Consider the following 19,679-nt stretch of genomic DNA (forward strand, 5'->3'; position numbering starts at 1 on the left):
TGTCCCATCTGCGCTTTTGGCTAACTGTAAACTGGCTTTGGTCTCTTTTATATCAGCATGGTCGGCTGTATCAGTAACTACGGTTAGGTTTGATTTTGTAAACCCTTCCTTCGCCAACAATACGCTCGAAAAGAAATGCTGTTTAAACGTAACCCATTGTATTTTTTTATCAGCAATTTCTTTTTGGTCATCCTTGGTGTCGCCAAAAAAATCGTAGCTGTTTTCGGTGTTAAAGTAGCCAATGTAAGAGTACCTCTTGTCAAGCGTTTCGCTTTTTTCAAGCCTGCGCAGGTTTGATTCCCAATCCAGGTTAATTGAGCCGCTGTTTACAATCACATTATCCAAGCCAACAGGCTTAATGGTTAAACCCACTTTATAGCCTTCGCCCTTTAAGCTGTATATATAATCAATATACTGGGTTGGGCTATAGCTTAAACGCATGGTTATGGAGGCCGAATCTTGCCCCACCACGTTTAATGAAGTAGCGCTTGGCGTAAAATAACGTTCGTTGGTGTTAATGCTGGCATTGCCGGCAGCAAAGCTAAAACCAAACTTATTTTTATCGCCGTCAAATAATATCAGCGGCTTTTTATCAAAGGTTTTAAAATTCTTTAACTCAACCGAGTAAATACGACCACCGCGGGTGGTTAATTTTAAGCGGATGTCTTTATTTTCAACGGTGATTAAATTTTCGCTACCTATAAGTGTGGCTCCAAAAGCGCTTTTTAAAGCAGCCGAATCAACCGGTTTTGCTGCAATTGAGGTATCAGCTGCGGCTGGATTAGGCACAGGCAAACCTGCCTTTTTAAGCGAGTCGATATGTTGTTTATCTCTTTCTTTTTGCAACTCTACATTGGTTGGCTTCATAAAATAAACCGAACCGGCAATGATGAGCATGATCAGGAATAATCCTGTAAACGTATTTCTATCCATTAGTTAATTGTAATCGTACAAATATTTACTTCTTACGGGCATAAGCCAGTGAAGCGGCGACAAAGTTAATAAAAAGCGGATGCGGATTAGCAACTGTCGATTTTAATTCGGGATGAAACTGCGCACCCACAAAAAACGGGTGATTTTTAAGCTCTACAATTTCAACCAGGTTGTTTTCAGGATTAAATCCTGAAGGTATCATACCTGCCGCTTCGTATTGCTTTAAATAATCGTTGTTAAATTCATAACGGTGTCTGTGTCGCTCGCTTATATGTAACTTGCCATATATCGCGGCAGCCTTGCTTCCTTTTTTTAAATCGCAGGCATAAGCGCCCAAACGCATGGTACCCCCCTTGTTAACTACTTTCTTTTGCTCCTCCATCATGGCAATGACAGGGTTAGGCGTGTCCGGGTTCATTTCGGTGCTGCTGGCATCTTTTAGGCCCAATACATTTCGGCCATACTCAACTACAGCGCATTGCATACCCAGGCAAATGCCAAAAAATGGAATATTGTTTTCGCGTACATAACGTATAGCTTCAATCTTGCCTTCAAAACCACGCTCGCCAAAGCCCGGTGCAACTAATACACCATCCAATCCACGCAGTTTTTCAATAGCATTGCCCGGCGTTAATGTTTCAGACGGAATGTATTGTACTTTCACTTTACATTCGTTTTTAGCACCCGCGTGTATAAACGATTCGATGATTGATTTATAAGCATCCGGAAGTTCAACATATTTACCCACCAGGCCAATACAAACTTCGGACGTAGGGTTTTTTAAGCGACCTAAAAAGTCCTTCCAGTTTTCCAGGTTAGGCTCATTTTTTAGCGAAAGTTTTAATTTAGTTAATACTGTTTTATCCAGTTGTTCTTTCAACATCAATAAAGGCACATCGTATATGGTGGATGCATCTATTGATTCGACAACGGCATTAACGTTTACGTTACAAAATAAAGCGATTTTTTTTCTTATGTCCTGCGTAAGGTGATGTTCGGTACGGCAAACCAATATATCCGGCTGTATACCATACTCCAGTAACATTTTAACCGAGTGCTGGGTAGGTTTAGTTTTCAACTCGCCCGCGGCAGCTAAAAACGGAACAAGTGTAAGATGTATAACTATGGCATTGCTTGAGCCCACCTCCCATTTAAACTGCCTTACGGCTTCAATATAAGGTAACGACTCAATATCACCTACGGTACCACCCAGTTCGGTAATTACAATATCGTATTTACCATCCTCGCCCAGTATGCGTATATTTCTTTTTATCTCATCAGTAATATGCGGAACTACCTGTACGGTTTTGCCTAAAAAAGCGCCTTCGCGTTCTTTATTAATTACATTTTGGTAAATGCGGCCCGTTGTAATGTTATTGGCTTTTGATGTTGGCGTATTTAAAAAACGCTCGTAGTGGCCCAAGTCAAGGTCGGTTTCGGCACCGTCTTCGGTAACATAACACTCCCCATGTTCATAAGGGTTTAATGTTCCGGGGTCGATATTAATATAGGGATCGAACTTCTGAATGGTTACGCTGTAGCCGCGCGATTGCAGCAGCTTGGCTAATGATGCCGAGATAATACCCTTGCCTAACGACGAGGTAACACCGCCCGTAACAAATATATATTTAGTCATGTTTTGTTTTGAAAATGGAGCCGGTTTTAAGCCGAAACCAAATGTTTGTGTACGGGATACAAAAGTAAGAAAATATTTGGGGTTTGGGTATGTAAGTTGTAATTGTTGGAAAGTAATTGGTTTAGATAAAAGGTTATAGAGGTTAAAAAAGTTGTAGTTGTTTTAAGTTTAGTTTAGCTAATAATTTTCTATTTAAACAATTAAACTATGTATTAAAATAATCATCATATAGTTATTACCCTATTTAACTACATGAAGGACTTTTACTACATTTTAGGGCTTGATGTAAACTGTACACCCGACGAGATACGTGAGGCGTACCGCAAACTCTCCAAAAAATTTCACCCTGACCTTAACCAGCAGGACAATTATTTTGAGAACCGCTTTAAAGATGTGCGCCAGGCTTATGAAACGCTGATAGACCCACCGGGGCGTGCGGCTTATGATTCATTGCTAAAAAAATCAAAAACACAGTTGTTGCAACAAAAGGAACCCGCGAAGATAAACTACGCTAAAACTACCAAAAGCATTGACATCGCATTCACCATCATGCTGATCATATTCACCCTGCTTTTTGGCGATTATGTGGTTAAAACTATTACAGGCACCAAACCTGTTAAGGTTGCAAAGACAGATGTTGTTTCAGAAAATATGCCTGTGGTTAAACACCATAAAAAGATACATGCTTTACAAACATCCCATAACATCGCCGCTACATCATCTGTTGTGGTGCAACCAAAAACTATAGTTAAGCCCGAAGTTAAGCAGACAACACCTATACCACCGACAATTGTATCGGATATAAAACCAATTACAAAACCTCAGGTAAAACCGGCTATTGTTGCGCTAACGCCTGTACCGGCAACCATACCGCAAACTGTTACTTCAATTAAAGAACCAAAAATTAATAACACAATGACCGATGGTGATAATATCTTCACCGGCGCCTATATTAAATCAAATTCAACGGGGATAGTGTATATGCGTGCTACTGATAGTTACAACTCGGACATTGTGAGCCGTATACCCGGCAACTCCCGGATTGCTGTTTTAGAAAAAGGCGCCAACTTTTATAAAATATCCTATAACAATAAAACCGGGTATGTACCCAAGTGGACGGTTAAAAATGATTGAACATAATTTTGTTCAGTATATACCGTTGAACTGGCGGTGGTTAATTAAATACAGATAGTGTAAGGTTGATAACATCATCAAACATAGCCCTGTCAGAAGTTGATTTAGCCGTTACCTGCATCCCTTTCACGGCGTTTGATACAAAGCGAGCCAGTGCGCGCGCATCCTTAGTGTTGGTTATTTCGCCACTATCTTGTCCTTTTTTTATAGCGGTGTAAAATGCATCTTCAATTTGCTGGTCATTTTGGCAAACCATTTTGTTTACCTCTTTATCATGCGGTGCTACTTCAACCTCGGCATTTACCAAAAAACAACCCTTTTGCGTTTTATCACAAAGTAAATTATTGATAATAAATTCCAGCAACTCCTTAATAGCTTGTTTGGCAGAAACCGCATTACTGATGATATTACATGTCCTCCCTGAACCTGCAGCCTGGTAGCTTTCAAGTGCCTTTATATAAAGCGTATGCTTGTCGCCATAAGTATCATACAGGCTTGAACGGCTTATGCCCAACCCGTCTACCAGGTCCTGCATAGACGTACCGTTATACCCCTTTAACCAAAAAAGGTTAATCGCCTTGTTCAGCACCTCCTGTTCATCAAAATCTTTACTTCTTGCCATAACCTGCAATAGCTTTGCTTATTTTACTAAGCAAAGCTATTTAATTTTAAATATATATTATACAGTTACTTACCTTATGCCACCACTGGCAAGTAAGGTTTCGCCGGTTAACCAGCGCGATTCTTCCGAAGCCAGGAATACGGCAACCAATGCAATATCTTCAGGCTGTGCAATACGGCCCAATGGCGCTGTACGCTCTGCTTCATGATGAAAATCGCTTCCTATAAATCCTGCGGTATGGGTACCTTCTGTTTCAACAATGCCCGGGTTAATAGAGTTGACCCTTATTTTTTTACCGCCTAGTTCTTTTGATAATACTTTAGTGATCCCATCAACAGCGCTCTTTGTAGCGGTATAGATAGCACTGCCAACCGGTGCAATATTGCTTACAACCGAGCCAATATTGATGATGCTGCCGCCATCGGCGTTAAAGTTTTTTAACGCTGCCTGTGTAGTTAATAACAAACCAAGCACGTTGGTATTAAACTGGGTATGAAAATCTTCTTCGGTAATTTGTTCAATAGCACCAAATTTATAAACACCGGCGTTATTAACCAGTATATCAATGGCGCCAAACGCGTTTTTGGCTTCTTCAAATATCCGGTTCGCGTCTGCCGTATCAGAGACATTGCCCTGGACCGCAATGGCCTTGCCGCCATTGGCAACTATTTCTTCGACCACCTTATCTGCCCCTGCCTTAGCCGAAGCATAATTTACTACTACCGATGCGCCGGCTGCTGCCAGGCTTTTGGCTATACCAGCACCTATACCTTTTGATGCGCCTGTAACTACTGCTACTTTGTTTGCTAACTTTTTCATTTGTTGTGAATGATTATTTTTTTATTTTTGGAATAATCGTTCCGCAAATGTAATATGATATTGGAACAATCGTTCCAATATTTTAAATTATTGATTTTGGATGACAAATGAAGGTGCCCAACAAACAAATTAATCCTTAGCGTATTGTTCTTCTGATACCTGTTCCATCCAGTCAACCGGCGAGCCGTTTAACTTTTCCTGGATGGCAATATGGCTCATGGCGGTAGTAGCGGTAGCGCCGTGCCAGTGTTTTTCGCCGGGGGCAAACCATACTACATCACCCGCGCGTATCTCTTCAATATCACCACCCTCGCGCTGTGCCCAACCGCAACCCTCCGTAATAATTAAAGTTTGCCCAAGCGGATGTGTATGCCAGGCTGTGCGTGCGCCGGGTTCAAAAGTAACCAGTGCCACGGCTACGCGCGCAGGCTCTGGCGGTGCAAAAAGGGGATCGATACGAACCGACCCGGTAAAATATTCTGCCGGTCCTTTTCCTGATGGTTGGCTGCCGCTGCGTTTTATTTCCATGATGTTTAATGCTCGTTTAATTATTTAATAAATGGGTTGTATATTGTTTTGTTTACAAACCTACAATTACAAACTATCATGATTTTTACGCGCAGTAGCGGTAATTTATAGCTATAAATACAGTATATTTCGAATATATTTGCAATGCGACTTTTACAGTCAAAAGCAAACTAACCAAAAAAACTATAAACTTATTTAATATGAAACTTAAAAGTACTGCTATTTTATTGCTGTTATGCGGCATGTTTTTAAAAACTGCTGTGCAGGCACAAACCATGTCGAAAGACGAAATGCTTTTTTTAACATCTGAATGGAAAGGCGAACGCTTTCCTGACGGCAGGCCAAGAATACCGGATGATCTGTTAGAGCGTGCAAAACACGTTATGATGGATGACGTTTGGAACGCTTTACGTAACGAAGGTTACAACAACCAGTTTGAAGGTCATTGGAAAAGTGTTAACGAAACTGCCATGACGGGTCGTGCCGTTACTGCCATGTACATGCCAAGTCGCCCGGATGTTGAGAAGCTTATTAAAGAGCGTGGCGCCAAAGAGGGCCGCAAGGGCAATACCAACTCATGGCCCATTGATATATTGACCAAAGGCGATCTTTATGTAGCCGATGCCTACGGCAAAATAGCCGGCGGACCATTAATGGGCTCAACGTTGGCAAATTCAATCTGGAGCAAATCAGGTAATGGTGTGGTGTTCGACGGCGCATCAAGGGATTTTCAGGAAATTGCTTTAATGCCAGGATTTAACGCTCTGGTACGTGATTTTCACCCTTCATTTACTGATGAAATGGTATTGATGGGTCTTAACACACCTATCCACATCGGTGGTGCTATTGTGCTTCCGGGTGATCTGGTTATTGTACAGCACGAAGGTGTACTGTTTATACCCGCCCACTTGGCCGAAAAAGTTATCAGCGTTGGTGAGTTTGTGGTACGTAAAGACAAGTTTGGTTATGAGATGGTACGTACCGGCAAATACAGCACCGGCGAAATTGATAACCAATGGACCGATAAGATAAAGGACGATTTTATACAATGGCTGCAAAAACATCCTGAACTGGGTAAAATGACCCGTGCCGAGTTAGATGTGATGATGAGCAAAAGAACCTGGTAATCGCATTAATAAAAACCAATTTTAACCAATAATTATGAAAAAGCTACTAATGCTTATGGCATTACTGGCGTTAATGCTATACAGCTTTAATGCCGCTGCCTTTATAAGGCTGCCGCCAATTATGAGCAGCAATATGGTTTTACAGCAAAACACAAAAGCAGCCATTTGGGGCTGGGCCGATCCAAGCGAACGGTTTATCATTACCGAATCGTGGAAAACTGAAACGGATGCAGTGACCGCGATGAACAGCGGTAAATGGGTAGCTAAAATAAGCACTCCACCTGCTGGCGGTCCCTATACTATCACCATAAAAGGCAGGGCAAACACCATAGTACTGGAAAACATTATGATAGGCGAAGTTTGGGTTGCATCGGGCCAGTCAAACATGGAGTATAGCAACAACCAGCAAATTAAGGACGAACTACCTACTGCTAAAAATAATAACATCCGCTTCTTTATGGTTGCCAAAGCCACTTCCGAGTATCCACAGGAAACCGCCGAGGGTCAATGGGTAACCTGCGATGCAGAATCGCTTAAAAAATTTAGCGCTGTAGGTTATTTCTTTGGCAAAAAGCTGAATAAAGAATTGAATGTACCTGTAGGACTGATAGAATCGGCCTGGAGCGGTACCCCAGTTGAACTTTGGGAACCTAACGAGGCATTTGGCAACGACCCTGAAGTGAAAGAGGCTGCCACTAAAGTAAAAGATGTTACCTATCGCCCTAATAAACCCGCGCTTATATATAACGCGATGATATATCCCATCTCTAATTACACCATTGCCGGCACTATATGGTACCAGGGCGAGGGCAATACAGTTAGGGCAAAGACTTACGAACGTATGTTTACCGGGATGATAGGCGCGTGGCGCAAGCAATTTCAGCAGGATTTTCCGTTTTATTATGTACAAATTGCGCCTTATACTTATGAAAGCACTTACGAAGCTGCTTTGTTAATGGAGCAGCAAACACGGTCTCTGTCATACCCAAAAACAGGAATGGTAGTGATAACCGACCTGGTGGATAATATTAAAAGCCAGCACCCCATCAATAAAATTGATGTAGGCCTGCGTTTAGCAAACCTGGCACTTGCGGATACCTATAAAAAGCCTATCCCTGCCGAGGATTATAAAAACCCTTTATATAAAAGCATGGAAGTAAACAAGGGCAAAATAATCCTGAATATTGATAACGCGGCAAATGGCTTTATGTTGAAAGGCACTGAAAAACAACCTACCGAATTTTTAATAGCGGGCGGCGACCAAAACTTTGTACCGGCTACCGATATTAAACTGGATAAGGGCCGTATTATAGTATCAAGTAAGGAAGTTCCAAACCCGGTAGCGGTTAGGTTCTCTTTTACTAATACAGGTATGTCAAACTTGTTTAATAAAGAAGGCTTACCGGTTACCCCGTTCCGTACGGATAATTGGGTGGTTACGCCGGTTAAGATTGCGGCTAATTAAGTTTAATACAATAAAAGAGCGTCATTGCGAGCGATAGCGTGGCAATCTCTACACGACAGGTTACGAGTTTACCTATCAATTTAGAGATTGCCACGCTCGTTCCTCGCTCAATGACGGTGACTTTTAAATAAAGAAGGTCCTTGCAGCAAACTGCAAGGACCTTTTTTATTTATTATTTATTTGGTTTGTTATTACTTCAAATAATTCACATACCCCACCTGATTGGTGCGTATTTTATAAACCTTGTTGTAACTAACTATGTAAAGGGTTTTCATATCTTTATCGCCAAAGCAGCAGCTAACCGGAAACGAAGGCAGGTTTACCATGCCTACAAAAGCACCTTTATTGTTAAATATCTGTATGCCGTAATAGGTACATATATATATGTTGCCATTTTTATCAATAGCCATACCATCAGCGCTTGATGATTTGCCTTTCCTGTCTAACACCTTATCAACCAGCATTACTTCGCAAAATTTGCGACCGTTGCTAATAGTACCGTCTGCAGCAACATCATAAGCCCATAAAAAGTTGTCCTTATCGCTTTTAACCGGGTACCAGCTCTCTTTATCATAGCAGTTGTTTATAAACAGCGTTTTACCATCAGGTGATAGCAAGATACCGTTAGGCATAGCAAACTCATTAGGTTTGGTTATGCGGGTAAGTTTACCTTCGGGCGACAGGTAATAAACCGCACGACCCGGCTGATACTTCACTTTATCCATAGTAAACTGCGGATCAGTAAAATATATACCACCTTTAGCATCGGTTATAATATCATTTGGCCCGTCAATAGATTTGCCGTCGTATTTATCAATCAGCACTTTTACAACCTCGCCTTTGGTGGTCATTTCAACAACGCGGTGGCCCATCATATCGCAAACAACAAGGTTTCCGTTTTTATAAGGATATAATCCGTTAGTTTGCATTTTACCTGCGGTGATATATTTATAAGAGCCGCTTGGATCCAGTTCCACAGTCGAGCTTTTTGCCGGGCTGCCGTTAAAGTCCTTATCAAAATACATATTTGATAAGTATACCTTACCGTTCATCCATTTCGGTCCTTCGCTAAAAGTTAGCCCCGGTTTAGTTTTTGTACCATCAACCAGCACTTCTACTTTCGAGGTTTCAGGAATAATAGCATGGTAGGCCTCCAAACCGGCTTTCGCCTTATCTGAATAATCACTACGTGCAGGCCAGAAAATGTCCAGCGCATCGGCACCCAGATCGCTAATTTTAGCACCATGCACCATATTATATGGTATACGTACCACATCATTTGGTTTCATGGCCTGCTCGCCATCCAGTAAAATTTCATTACAAGCGCCGCGCAATAATAGCATCATTTGTTCTTCTGGATGGATATGACGTTCAAACGTTGTACCCGGGTCCATAGAGATAAAGCTCATCTGGGTATTTTTTCCTGAAATCAGCCTGGTGTGTGCACCTTTGGCAATTTCGGTAAGCTGCACTTCGTACAGATCGTAAACCTTGTTAGGTACAACATTAGGTTGAGCCGGATTTTTTACATCAGCAATGGTATCAAGCAATTTAGTTACCCCTGCTTTTTTCAAATAGTCTAAACGCAGCGGGCTATAAACCTCCAGCAATTTGGCACCGGCAGCACCGGCAGTTACCGCATTTTTGCTGCCTTTTTCAAGGTATACAAAATCCGTACGGGGGGTAGCACTGTGGGTACCATCCGGAGCCTCACGCTTTCTTGACAGCATATTAACCATTTTACCATCTATCAACTGATCAACAGAGCCATCCATAACATATGCAAACCTATCGGCTGGTAATACTTCTTCAGGTATTTTGGCATTAGGTGCAAGTTTTATAACACTTACCATGGTGCCGCTTCCCCAAAATATCCTGGCACTTACGCCTGGGGCAAGCGTTGTACTGTCCAGGTGATCAATACCTGTTACTTTGCCCTGTTCGAGGTTTGATTCAATGCCACTTTTGGGCAGATCAGAAAGTTCCCTTGGCGTTAAATTATATTGCTTAATAAGATCCTGGTTTTTTTGCTGCCAGTCGGTAGTAGCCGGACCGGATGTACACTGCGCTAAAAAAAGTAGAGCGGCAGCCAGCACCCCATGGCCGATGGCCCTGTGCGTTAATAACGGTTTCATAGTTGTTAGGTTTATATTAGGCAGGAAAAATAGGTATTTCAATGTGAGCAATCAAATTTCTTTTTTACAAACCCATTATTTTTTTGCCATTTTCTTGGCAACAAGGTATTAATAACAAGATAGTTACATAACACTATATCGATTTTGTTACGTACTTTAATTGTTGGCATTAATAAATTATATTTGTCAGAATGACGTGTTTTCTATGCAACACCCGGTGCCAACCAATGCCGGGCATATGCAGTGTACTTAACAATACAATTTAATACGCCGACTATTAAATTATAAACCTTTTTATTAAAGCAATTTTTGATCTGTTATGAGAATTAAATTCCTTTCTGCTGTGGCAGTAATGTTATGTGCCAACATTTATGTGAGTAAGGCTCAGGATAAAGATATACCACCGGCAACAACGCTGGTATACCCGGGCGGTGATGGCAAACTTGTTTATGTTGCCGATAGTTTAGGCAATAGAATTCCCGATTTTTCGCACGCAGGTTATAAAGGTGGCGGCGTAAGTATACCTTATATACCCAACAAGATAACTGTTTGGCCAGTACCCGGTGATAATACAGAGAATATACAGGCAGCTATTGATAAAGTATCGGCAATGCCGCTTGATGCCTCGGGCTTTAGGGGTGCAGTGCTTTTAAAAATGGGCACTTATACATTAGAAAAACCCATCAGTATCAAAGCGTCCGGCGTTGTATTACGTGGCGAAGGCATGAGCGACATAGGCACCATATTGATAGGAAAAAACGGCTCACAACGTACGCCGCTGATAAACATTGCCGGCCCAACACCTATTGCAGTACAGGAGGCCACCAAACAAAGCATTACCGATAAATATGTACCTGTGGGTGCCACAACCTTCAACGTAACATCAGCTAAAGGGTTTAAAGTTGGCGACCTTGTATTAGTTAGACGTAACGGCAACCAGGACTGGATAAAAGAACTTGGTGTAGATAGTGCAAGCGTGGGCCGCAACAGGTGGCGCCCATTTGTTATTACTTACGACAGGATAATAACCGCCATAAAAGGTAATACCGTAACGGTAGACGCGCCTATTTTTACCGCCGTTGAAACCCGCTGGGGTGGCGGCGATCTGGTTAAATATACCGAAAACCGCATTGAAGAAGTTGGTGTAGAGAACCTGCGTGGCGAGTCGGATTACAACCCTACTGTACGCCAAACAACTTATGGCAATATGGACCGTGGTATAGTTAATAAACCTGAGACTCAGTATGAGGGCGAAGAATATTTTTCGGACGAAAGACATTACTATAACTTCATCAACTTTACTAACGTTAAAAATGGCTGGGTGCGTAACATGGAAGCCATGCATTTTGCCAGCAGCGTGGTGCAGGTTAACGCCGGTTCAAAATATATAACCGTGCAGGATTGCGAGTCGCGCGAACCGGTATCAATACGTATGGGTGCAAGGCGCTTTACCTTCCAAATGAATGGTCAGTTTTGCCTGGTACAAAGATGTATTTCGCAAAAGGGACGTCACTCCTTTGTTTTACAAGGATCTGAAGCAAGCGGTAATGTATATTTAGATGACACCGCCATCAACCCTTATTCATCAAGCGAGACGCATAACCACTGGGGTAATGGTATACTTTATGACAACGTAAAGGCCCCATTAACCGCTCGTTTCTGGAAAGATATAACTATTGGCTGGGGCGGCGCGAATGTGGTAATGTGGAACTGCGAAGGCGAGTTCCTGATACAAAACCCGCCAACTGCTAAAAATTATTCGTTTGGCCATGTTGGTATTGCCTCTATGATTTTCAACACCGGTTATATGGATTTGACCAAACCAAGAGGGTACATTGAATCGTTAGACAAACACGTTACTCCACGTAGCCTGTACCTAACCCAGCTTAAAGAACGACTTGGTATGGAAGCTGTAAGGCAAAACTTAATTGGCGCAGCCAGCAGACCAGATTATTGATAAATTATTAACTTAGCTATCCCAACAAAAATCAAAATATAAACCAACAGATAATGAAAAGATTACTTGTATTATTACTTACTGCTGTCACCGCAACTGCCGGTGCGCAGACTGCAACAACACTTAAGTCGCGTATCGTATTTAACGATGTTACCAAACCAAGAACACAAACCGGCGTACACGAAGGTGCCGGTGGTATGGAATTTACCCAGCTGTTTGGAGCAGGACAAATGACTACACCATTTTTATACCTGCATGCGGGATTGCTTAACGCTAAATCAAGCATAGGGCAGCATTTTCATAATACTATTGAAGAAATGTATGTATTGCTTAGCGGTGAAGCCGAGTTTACCGTGAATGGACGTACCGCTGTTATTAAAGCACCTGCAATGGTACCTTGCAGAATGGGCGATTCGCACGGTATTTATAACTATACCAATCAAAACGAACGTTGGTTAAACTTTGGTGTAAGCTTTGCAAAAGGTAATAACGATGCGTTTAACCTGGGTGATGACCGCGTTGGTGTTGTGGTTGATAAAACGCCTTCGTTTATATTTGGCCGTTTAGATCCTACAAAATTAAGAGGCGCTGGCGCTACTTACCCAGGCACAGGTGTTAAATACCGCCGCATAATGGGCCCTGAAGTATTTAAAACCCAATGGGACCATGTGGATGATGTAGTACTACCTGCCGGCGTTAATTCAGGCGAACATACTGCACCAGATCAGGAAGAAGTATTTTATGTTGTAAAAGGTAAAGGAACTATATCAAACGGCACTGAAACTGCAGATCTGGTACAAGATGATGCTTTCCACAGCCAGATAGGCGAAAAATTAACTTTTGTTAATAATGGTACAGATGACCTTGAGCTATTGGTTATAGGTGTATCAAACACCCCTAAAAGCATAGCCGCTTTAGCTAACAGAGGTGGTTTTGGTCGTGGCCCTGGTGGCCCAAGGGGACCTGGTCAAGGTGCTCCTGGTCAAGGCGGCCCTGGTGCACTAAGAGGTCCTGGCCCGGGTATGGGTGTAGGTATAGGCGGAGCAAATGCAGAAACGCCGGCAACTCCAAAAGCTATGGCGCTACAAATGGACTTTGTGGTTCCTGCGGATAAAGCCGAAGCCTTTGAAAAAATGTATTCAGAAATATATGTGCCTGCTATGAAAAAGCAGCAAGGTTATGTAGAATCAAGGTTATTACGTCTTTATCCTGTTGATGTTGAGAAAAGTATTGAAGGTGAAGCAACAACATATAACTACCAGATACAAATATCATTTGCTACCGAAGCAGACCGTAAAAAGTGGACACAAAGTAAAGAGCACCCGATAGCCTGGGGTGCCGCTACTAAATTGGGTGCCACCTATAAATGGCGTGGTTATGATGTGTTAGGCGCTGATAATAATAAATAAGCTGATTAATAATCTATAACAAAAAGGACCCGCAAATTGCGGGTCCTTTTTGTTTAGGGTCGTTCCTAACCGTCATTGCGGGACCTAAGCAATCTATACACTTGCGAATCAATTGTATAGATTTCTCTCTACGTTCGAAATGACAAGAATATTGATTCGCTTCTTGCAAAGACGCATATTATTTACAACAAAAAAGGGATATGCAGCATTGCATATCCCTTTTTTGTTACCAGGTGATTGTTGGCCTTTATTATTCTAACACAAAACCACCATTTGGCTGAATTTCAATTTCATACTCGCCGTTTTTATTAATTTCTACTTGCTTATGAAATGTAGTTTTAGTGTCGTCATCATTATACATCTCCACTTTTTTGCCGGCTATCATAGGCAGGTTTAATTTAAGTTTTAATACCTCTTTACCCGCATTGGCTCCTGCTATATACCATTTATCCTGATGTCGTCGTGCTATTACCACACTTTTACCCGGATAACCATCAATATAAAGGGTTTCGTCCCAGGTGGTAGGTACTTGTTTCATAAAGTCCATCTCGAAGGCTGGCACGTCTGTTAAGTTATTAGGGGCCAACGCAAAAAACTGTACAGAGTTTTGAAACAGTATGGCTGTTGCCAGTTCAAAACCATCGGTAGTGAGGCGCTGACTACGGCCCTTGTTAGCTTTGTTAAGATATTTATTCAGGAATACACCGCCAAATTCCATATTACCCACAGCGTTGCGTATAAACGGATGTAACGTAGCATAAGTGGCCTCGGTTTGCCTGTTGCTTTGGTTAAAGTACACCATTTCTGATGCCTGTACAGCTTCGCTGCCTATATAGTTAGGATACATACGCTCCCAGCCCCTCGGCGTTGTTGAACCATGAAAATCTACCATCAAACCGTAATCATTAGCATCTGATAGTATGTCTTCGTACAAACGCATGGTTTCCTGTTTGTCGCCGCCAAAAAAATCAACTTTTATACCATAAACGCCAATATCATGCAACCACTTCATTTCTTTTTTACGTTCAACAGAGGTGTTCATTTTATTACGCGGCCCCTGCGGCGCATCATTATACTGGCCGTTTGAATTATACCATAAAAACACCCCAACTTTTTTCGACGCCGCGTATTTAACCAACTGCGTCATTCTTTCTTTGCCGATGTTTTTGTCCCATAGGGCATCAATCAAAATATAATCATATTTTAGGGTGGCAGCCAGGTCAATAAATTTAACCTGATCATCATAGTTCATGCTGGCATCTTGCCATAGTATCCAGCTCCAGGTGCCTTTGCCATATTTGTATGGCTTTGAAGCTGTATATAAAGGATCAACCACATCGTATTGTATGGTGGTTTCAACAATAGGTTTTAAATTATCGCCAATCGTAATGGTACGCCACGGCGTAACACCCGGCAAAGCAATGGCTGCGCCTGTTGACCCAAACCCATTATTTTGTTTAGGATTTGGATAGGCTACAGTAAAAACACCATCAGCAGATATTTCGCTTAAATGCGAAGCACAATACAAACTGTTTACACCTGTTTCTGAAAGCAACACCCAGCCATCATTACCCACATGAAACAAACCCGGAAATATATAACCTTCGGGATGCGCTTTTGTTGCTTTTAAAGGTGCTTCGGGCTGGTAACCTGTTTCATAGCTCGGCGCTGTACGCGCAAACCCCGTCATTGGGGTCATCATGTCTGACAGGAAAGTAGTAGTTGCCGACGGAAATTTATACCCTGTAGCTTCTTTTTCTACCACACACGACATACGCTCGCCCCATACCGGTATTTCGTATCTAAACGCGATATTGTTATTACTTACCTGAAAAGTAATACTGATCTTTTTCTTTTGCGCGTTTTCAAAATTGCAGGTCAATTCATTTGCTGTATATTGAATATGCGATGTTTTTATTTTATCCTGCGTGTATCTTTTACTAACACTGGTTTCGTGCTTATCAATATAGGTCATACCTGTAGTAAAATCACCTTCGTTAGTAACTAAACCCAGGGGCGAATTTTCAAGCATTACCTTACCCTTGTAGCTTACCTCATAAACAGGTTTACCATCGGTTACACTTACTGATACTTTCAAATTAGCATCAGGACTTGATACGGTTTGCCCGAAAGCGTTACTTACAAACAAATAAAGCAACAGGCCTAAAACAGTTTTTTTCATTTTTTAGATATTAAGGCATTAACGCCTTTTGTAATTAGTTAAATTTTACCCAGTCTATATCAACCGGGGCTGCATCTTTTGATATAATAAACAGATCATGCTTACCCACCGGTGTTTTAAGCAAAGCTGCTTTGGTGGTGTGCCAGTTTGCCCCCTTACCTACCTTAGCCGTTGCCAGCAACATTCCGGTTGGTTTATCAAGGCGTACCTCAACATTAGCTCCCTGTGCGGCCGCTGCCATTACATCAACATCCTTTAATTTTTTAACACTAAAATCAACCGCGTTATAACGTATCCACGCGCCTTTTTGGTTGAAGGTTGTTTTCCAGCCTTTCATGCGATGAGCGGTATCTATAAAATCAACCGTTGTACCTTCTTTGCTGATGGCACTGTAACGATCAATTTGTATTTGTTTGTTGGCACGGGTTAACCCCACACCGCGTACGGTTGGTATAACCTTTTGTATGGTTCCATCGGCGTTAAAAAACAAACTGTCTGAACGTACCGACCTTGCTTTATCAAACTTTGGCGATAGGTCCCTATCATGATAAAATAAGTACCATTGATTTTTAAATTCGATTAGCGAATGGTGATTTGTCCAGCAGCCGCTGGCCGATTCGTCCATAATTACACCTGTAAATTTAAACGGCCCCATTGGGTTATTGCTGATAGCATATTCCAAACGCTCGGTTACTTTGTCCACATGCGGATAGGTTAAGTAATAGATGCCATTGCGTTCAAAAACAAACGGACCTTCTTTAAGTCCCTTGGCAGGCAGATCGCCCAGTATTTTAGGGTCAGATGCCAGCTCGGTCATATTGTCTTTAAGCTTTGCGGCATAAATATTACCCTGTGCATAGTAAATATAAGCTTGTCCGTCCTTATCAATAAACACACATGGGTCAATACCATGTATGCCCTTAATTGGTTGTGGCTCTACTTTAAAAGGACCGTAAGGCTTGTCGGCAATAGCCACACCAACTGTAAAACCTTTTCCGTTAACACCACTTGCAGCGGTTGACGGGAAATAAAAATAATATTTACCATTACGGAACACACAATCAGGTGCCCACATACTGTAGCTGGTTGAATCGACCCATGGAACTTTGGTTTGCGAAACTATCATGCCGTGGTCTGTCCAGTCGGTAAGGTTTGGTGAGGAGAAAACGTGGTAATCTTCCATACAAAACCAGGCCAGGCGGCCATGCCCCGGTGTAGCCAAAATATCATGCGAAGGGTATAAATATACCTTACCATCAAAAACCTTTGCAGTTGGGTCGGCAGTATATTGAGTGGTAATAAGTGGGTTTTGTGCTTTAGCGTTATTAGCGAACAAAGCAACTACTATAAATAAAAAATGTAACGGGCCTAAAATGTTTTTTTTCATATTTTAACTAAGGCATTTATACCTCTTTTGGTTTAGAACTTTGGATTAACGATTTGGTCGGTCATTGGTTTAGTTGTCCATTTATTATTTTGCATCCATTTAAGTAAAGGTGTCATCCACATTTCGATAGGCTGGCCACCAAAACCGTGTCCTCCTTTTTGAAACAAATGCATTTCGGTCGGTACATTAGCGTGCCTTAAATGCTCATAAAATTGTACGCTGTTATCTACATCAACAGTTTTATCGTCGGTGGCATGTGCCAAAAAGGTGGGTGGCGTTTTACTGTCAACCTGCAATTCGTTTGAGTAAAGGTCGATAATTTCTTTGGACGGGCTTTTACCCAATAAGTTTTTGCGCGAATCGGCGTGTGTAAGGTTATCCTGCATACTGATAACCGGGTACACCAGCACCAGAAAATCCGGGCGCAGGTTGGTATTGTTCGGGTTATCAATAACAGCTTTTTGATAATGGGTGCCTATGGTTGATGCCAAATGCCCTCCCGCCGAAAAACCAACTACACCAACACGGTTAACATCTACACCGTATTTGACGGCATTCTCGCGTACATATTTAACTGCTTGCTGTGCATCCTGTAAGGGACCAATTGTTTTATTTACCATTATAGAATCTTCGGGCAGCCGATATTTAAGTACAAAAGCCGCAATTCCATTTTTGGCGAACTCCTTAGCTGTACGTACGCCTTCACCGTTAAAAACAATGACTTTATAGCTTCCACCGGGAATAATTACTACGGCAGCACCGGTAGCTTTATCCTTCTCAGGCAAAAACACTTCTATTTGTGGCGTTAATACGGCTCTAAACATACCATTGGCCGGAAGCGCCGTCTCTTCCGTAAGTTTATTTGGTTTGGTGTTGGGTACAGCACCCGGATATATATTTACCCACTCCTGCGCCTGGGTTACAAACGGCAACAGCAACAAGGCGATAACTAACAATTTTAATATTTGTACAGAAGATCTCATTCCTTTTTTATTTAGATTATAACTCCCCGTTAATAATAATTTCCAGGCAACTTAGTTACCTGGAAATTATATATAGGCTTATTATTAAATAAGCCGGTTGCCTTTTATTATTGATACTTACTAAACTTATATATAGTATGTGTATGATAAGTTTGACCCGGATTTAACACGGTTGATGGGAACGACGGTTGGTTTGGTGAATCAGGATAATGCTGAGTTTCTAAACATATTGCCGAACGCAATTTATAAGCTTTACCACCTTTGCCGTCCTTAGTTTCGCCGGTTAAAAAGTTACCGGTATAAACTTGCAAACCAGGCTGATCAGTATAAACATCCATATTGATACCTGTTTTAGGGCTGCGCACACTGGCTACTACATCATTAATGGTGTGTTTGTTTAGTACAAAGTTATGATCATAACCTTTACCTGCTTTTAACTGATCGTCTTTAGCGTTAATGTCCTTACCTATCTCTTTAAAGGTGGTAAAATCAAACGGTGTTCCTTTAACGGGCTGTAGTTTTCCGGTTGGTATAAGTGTAGTGTCAATCGGTGTAAAAGTATCCGCGTTAACTTTAAACAAGTTATCTAATATCGTAGTATCACCTGCGCCATTTAAGTTAAAATACGCGTGGTTGGTTAGGTTAAGTATAGTTGGCTTGCTGGTTTTAGCTGTATAATCAATACCGATTGAGTTATCGCTATGCAAGCTATAAGTTACTTCTACATCCAGTTTACCCGGGTATCCGCCTTCGCCATCCGCTGATGTATAAGTAAGGGTAAGTGTGCTGTCTGTCATCGCTTTTTTATCCCACATGGAGGCGCCGAAACCTTTTTTACCGCCGTGCAAGGTATTTACACCATCGTTAATTTCTAATTGGTATGGTTTTCCGTTCAATGTAAATTTACCCCTGGCAATACGATTGCCGTAACGACCTATTAAAGCGCCAAAATTTGGTTCGCCTTTTTTGGTGTAGCCACTCATATCCTGATAACCCAAAATCACATCTTTTAACGTATCATTTTTATCTTTTACTAATAATGACACCAAACGGCCGCCATAGTTAGTAATAGCCGCTTTAATGCCGCTTTTGTTGCTGATGTAATACAAATGAACATCTTTGCCATCTATTTTACCGGTATAGTGGCTGCTATCAGGCAGGGTTGCGGCACTATCGGCAACTGCCTGTGTACCTGTCTGGGCCGCATGTTTACAGGACGAGCCTATTAATGCGCCCACAAATAATGTAGCTAAAATTGATTTTCTGATCATGGGGATATGTGTTTATTTAGTTGGTTTAAACCTGTAAACTTATCAGTTAATAAAGCGGTAACAATACAAACGCATCGCGATACTGCTTACA

15 protein-coding genes are annotated in these 19,679 nt (G+C 41.7%); 5 read left to right on the forward strand and 10 right to left on the reverse strand.

Translation table 11 applies throughout. The features are described from left to right. Positions 1–933, reverse strand: a 933-nt coding sequence (yidC, locus tag ABI367_RS10880) for a membrane protein insertase YidC (protein WP_462230669.1), incomplete at its 3' end; no start/stop codon positions are given. A gap of 25 nt (positions 934–958) precedes the next feature. Beyond that, positions 959–2,569 carry a CTP synthase gene (locus tag ABI367_RS10885; protein ID WP_462230671.1) on the reverse strand — a complete coding sequence of 537 codons (1,611 nt, stop codon included), beginning with the start codon at positions 2,567–2,569 and terminating at the stop codon, positions 959–961. 252 nt (positions 2,570–2,821) lie between these two features. On the opposite strand from ABI367_RS10885, the gene ABI367_RS10890 reads away from it, so the two are divergent. Next, positions 2,822–3,703 carry a DnaJ domain-containing protein gene (locus ABI367_RS10890; RefSeq protein ID WP_462230673.1) on the forward strand — a complete coding sequence of 294 codons (882 nt, stop codon included), beginning with the start codon at positions 2,822–2,824 and terminating at the stop codon, positions 3,701–3,703. A 40-nt stretch (positions 3,704–3,743) separates the two neighbouring features. Here ABI367_RS10890 and ABI367_RS10895 read toward each other — a convergent pair whose 3' ends face one another. The 3 genes from ABI367_RS10895 to ABI367_RS10905 form a co-directional block, all read right to left on the reverse strand. Continuing rightward, entirely contained in the window at positions 3,744–4,325 is a 582-nt protein-coding gene (locus tag ABI367_RS10895) for a TetR/AcrR family transcriptional regulator (protein ID WP_462230675.1), read from the reverse strand. A gap of 69 nt (positions 4,326–4,394) precedes the next feature. Then, a complete protein-coding gene (locus ABI367_RS10900; RefSeq protein ID WP_462230677.1) occupies positions 4,395–5,144 on the reverse strand; it encodes an SDR family NAD(P)-dependent oxidoreductase in 750 nt (249 codons plus the stop codon). A gap of 129 nt (positions 5,145–5,273) precedes the next feature. Next, complete coding sequence (locus tag ABI367_RS10905) at positions 5,274–5,672, reverse strand: (R)-mandelonitrile lyase (RefSeq protein WP_462230679.1); 399 nt, start codon at positions 5,670–5,672, stop codon at positions 5,274–5,276. A gap of 200 nt (positions 5,673–5,872) precedes the next feature. Between ABI367_RS10905 and ABI367_RS10910 the strand changes: the two genes are divergently transcribed. Both ABI367_RS10910 and ABI367_RS10915 read left to right on the forward strand, forming a co-directional pair. Beyond that, positions 5,873–6,799, forward strand: coding sequence for an RraA family protein (locus tag ABI367_RS10910; protein ID WP_462230681.1), 927 nt, complete (start codon positions 5,873–5,875; stop codon positions 6,797–6,799). A 34-nt stretch (positions 6,800–6,833) separates the two neighbouring features. Then, positions 6,834–8,264, forward strand: a complete 1,431-nt coding sequence (locus ABI367_RS10915) for a sialate O-acetylesterase (RefSeq protein ID WP_462230683.1) — start codon at positions 6,834–6,836, stop codon at positions 8,262–8,264. 191 nt (positions 8,265–8,455) lie between these two features. Here the strand turns inward: ABI367_RS10915 and ABI367_RS10920 are convergent, their stop codons facing one another. Continuing rightward, positions 8,456–10,399: an SMP-30/gluconolactonase/LRE family protein gene (locus ABI367_RS10920; protein ID WP_462230685.1), complete on the reverse strand. Its 1,944-nt coding sequence runs from the start codon at positions 10,397–10,399 to the stop codon at positions 8,456–8,458. Positions 10,400–10,718: 319 nt separating this feature from the next. On the opposite strand from ABI367_RS10920, the gene ABI367_RS10925 reads away from it, so the two are divergent. Then, positions 10,719–12,356, forward strand: a complete 1,638-nt coding sequence (locus ABI367_RS10925) for a hypothetical protein (protein WP_462230687.1) — start codon at positions 10,719–10,721, stop codon at positions 12,354–12,356. Between the two features lie 53 nt (positions 12,357–12,409). Beyond that, the gene (locus tag ABI367_RS10930; protein ID WP_462230689.1) at positions 12,410–13,765 is read left to right on the forward strand and encodes a cupin domain-containing protein; all 1,356 of its coding nucleotides are present in this window, start codon (positions 12,410–12,412) and stop codon (positions 13,763–13,765) included. Positions 13,766–14,015: 250 nt separating this feature from the next. Here ABI367_RS10930 and ABI367_RS10935 read toward each other — a convergent pair whose 3' ends face one another. The 4 genes from ABI367_RS10935 to ABI367_RS10950 all read right to left on the reverse strand — a co-directional run bounded on the left by ABI367_RS10935 (position 14,016) and on the right by ABI367_RS10950 (position 19,588). Continuing rightward, the gene (locus ABI367_RS10935) at positions 14,016–15,947 is read right to left on the reverse strand and encodes a glycoside hydrolase family 97 protein (protein WP_462230691.1); all 1,932 of its coding nucleotides are present in this window, start codon (positions 15,945–15,947) and stop codon (positions 14,016–14,018) included. A 34-nt stretch (positions 15,948–15,981) separates the two neighbouring features. After that, positions 15,982–17,334 (reverse strand): family 43 glycosylhydrolase, encoded by a 1,353-nt coding sequence (locus ABI367_RS10940; RefSeq protein ID WP_462230693.1) that lies wholly within the window; start codon positions 17,332–17,334, stop codon positions 15,982–15,984. Positions 17,335–17,366: 32 nt separating this feature from the next. Further along, positions 17,367–18,317, reverse strand: a complete 951-nt coding sequence (locus ABI367_RS10945) for an alpha/beta hydrolase (RefSeq protein WP_462230694.1) — start codon at positions 18,315–18,317, stop codon at positions 17,367–17,369. A 107-nt stretch (positions 18,318–18,424) separates the two neighbouring features. Continuing rightward, positions 18,425–19,588 carry an aldose epimerase family protein gene (locus ABI367_RS10950; RefSeq protein WP_462230695.1) on the reverse strand — a complete coding sequence of 388 codons (1,164 nt, stop codon included), beginning with the start codon at positions 19,586–19,588 and terminating at the stop codon, positions 18,425–18,427. Positions 19,589–19,679: the final 91 nt, after the last annotated feature.

Origin of the sequence: Mucilaginibacter sp. (assembly GCF_039935595.1) — a bacterium.
Lineage (GTDB): Bacteria > Bacteroidota > Bacteroidia > Sphingobacteriales > Sphingobacteriaceae > Mucilaginibacter.